This window comes from Streptomyces sp. NPDC058812 (genome assembly GCF_042744565.1).
Taxonomy (GTDB): Bacteria; Actinomycetota; Actinomycetes; order Streptomycetales; family Streptomycetaceae; genus Streptomyces; species Streptomyces thinghirensis.
On record NZ_JBHYOB010000088.1, the window covers coordinates 1 to 1,004 of the forward strand.

The 1,004-nt window shown below is 73.6% G+C and carries 2 protein-coding genes; one reads left to right on the forward strand and one right to left on the reverse strand.

Annotation, left to right across the window (positions count from 1 at the left end):
- The coding region (locus ACFW48_RS38820) for a GntR family transcriptional regulator (RefSeq protein WP_386323402.1) at positions 1-667 on the forward strand (667 nt) is incomplete at its 5' end.
- 153 nt (positions 668-820) lie between these two features.
- Here ACFW48_RS38820 and ACFW48_RS38825 read toward each other — a convergent pair.
- On the reverse strand, positions 821-1,004 hold a 184-nt coding region (locus ACFW48_RS38825; protein WP_386323403.1), incomplete at its 5' end, for a hypothetical protein.

The following is a 1,004-nucleotide window of genomic DNA, read 5'->3' on the forward strand; positions in this document are numbered from 1 at the left end:
CTCCCGCACCGTCCTGGGCCAGAAGTACGGCGTCGGCGAGAACGTCGTCCGCCGCGCCCAGGAGCTGCTCATCACCGAAGGGCTGCTGGAGGGCCGTGCCGGCTCGGGGACATACGTCCGGGCTCTGGAGGAGCAGGTGCCCATGGGCCGCTGCCCCGCTCCCGGGTACCCCAGCGCCCCGCTCGCCCCGGAGGGCGTCGCCTCCTGGGAGGCGCAGAGCACCGCCAAGTTCCCCGCCCCCGCCGGCATCGCCGAGCGCCTGGACATCGCGGCGGGCGAACACTGCGTGCGCACGGCGTACGAGTTCCTCGACGCCGCCCGCCGGCCCGTCATGCTCTCCACCAGCTGGGAGCCGATGGCCATCACAGGCAAGAGCGCCGTCGTCCTGCCCGACGGCGGCCCCTTCGCCGGGCGCAGCGTCGTGGACCGCATGGCCCACCTCGGCATCCGCGTGGTGCGCACGGTGGAGCGACCCCGGCCTGTGCAGGTCGACCGCGACCAGGCGCAGCAGCTCGGCATCCCGGCCGGCACGCTCGCGACGCTGATCGAGCGGACCTACTACGACGACGCCGGCCGCCCCGTGGAAACCGCGAACCTCCTGATCCCCGCCCACCGGTGGGCCGTCGCCTACGACATCACCCTGCAGCAGGCCGACGACCAGGCCTGACCTCCCGGCCGCCAGCCCCGATCCGGCCACCCGGTCATGCGGGTCCCGGCCAACCAGCCTGCGAGTTGCCGGATTTCTTGAGGCGGGCCACCCGGTCGGGAATCATGAACCCTTCCGGCCCCCACCAGGCCGGATCCGGGGGAGGAACCAATCTCAGACGTACGCCGCGACCCGCTCAGCCGTGCCACCGCAGCGCTGGGCTCCCCCGCCCTCGGGACCGCCATCGGCATCGTCGGCCTGGTCGTCCCCGTCGTCGGCTGGGCCGTCGACCGCGTCAGCCTCAAAGCGCTGCTGCTCGTCCAGGCCGCGCTCATCCTGATCCTGACCGCCGGGCACC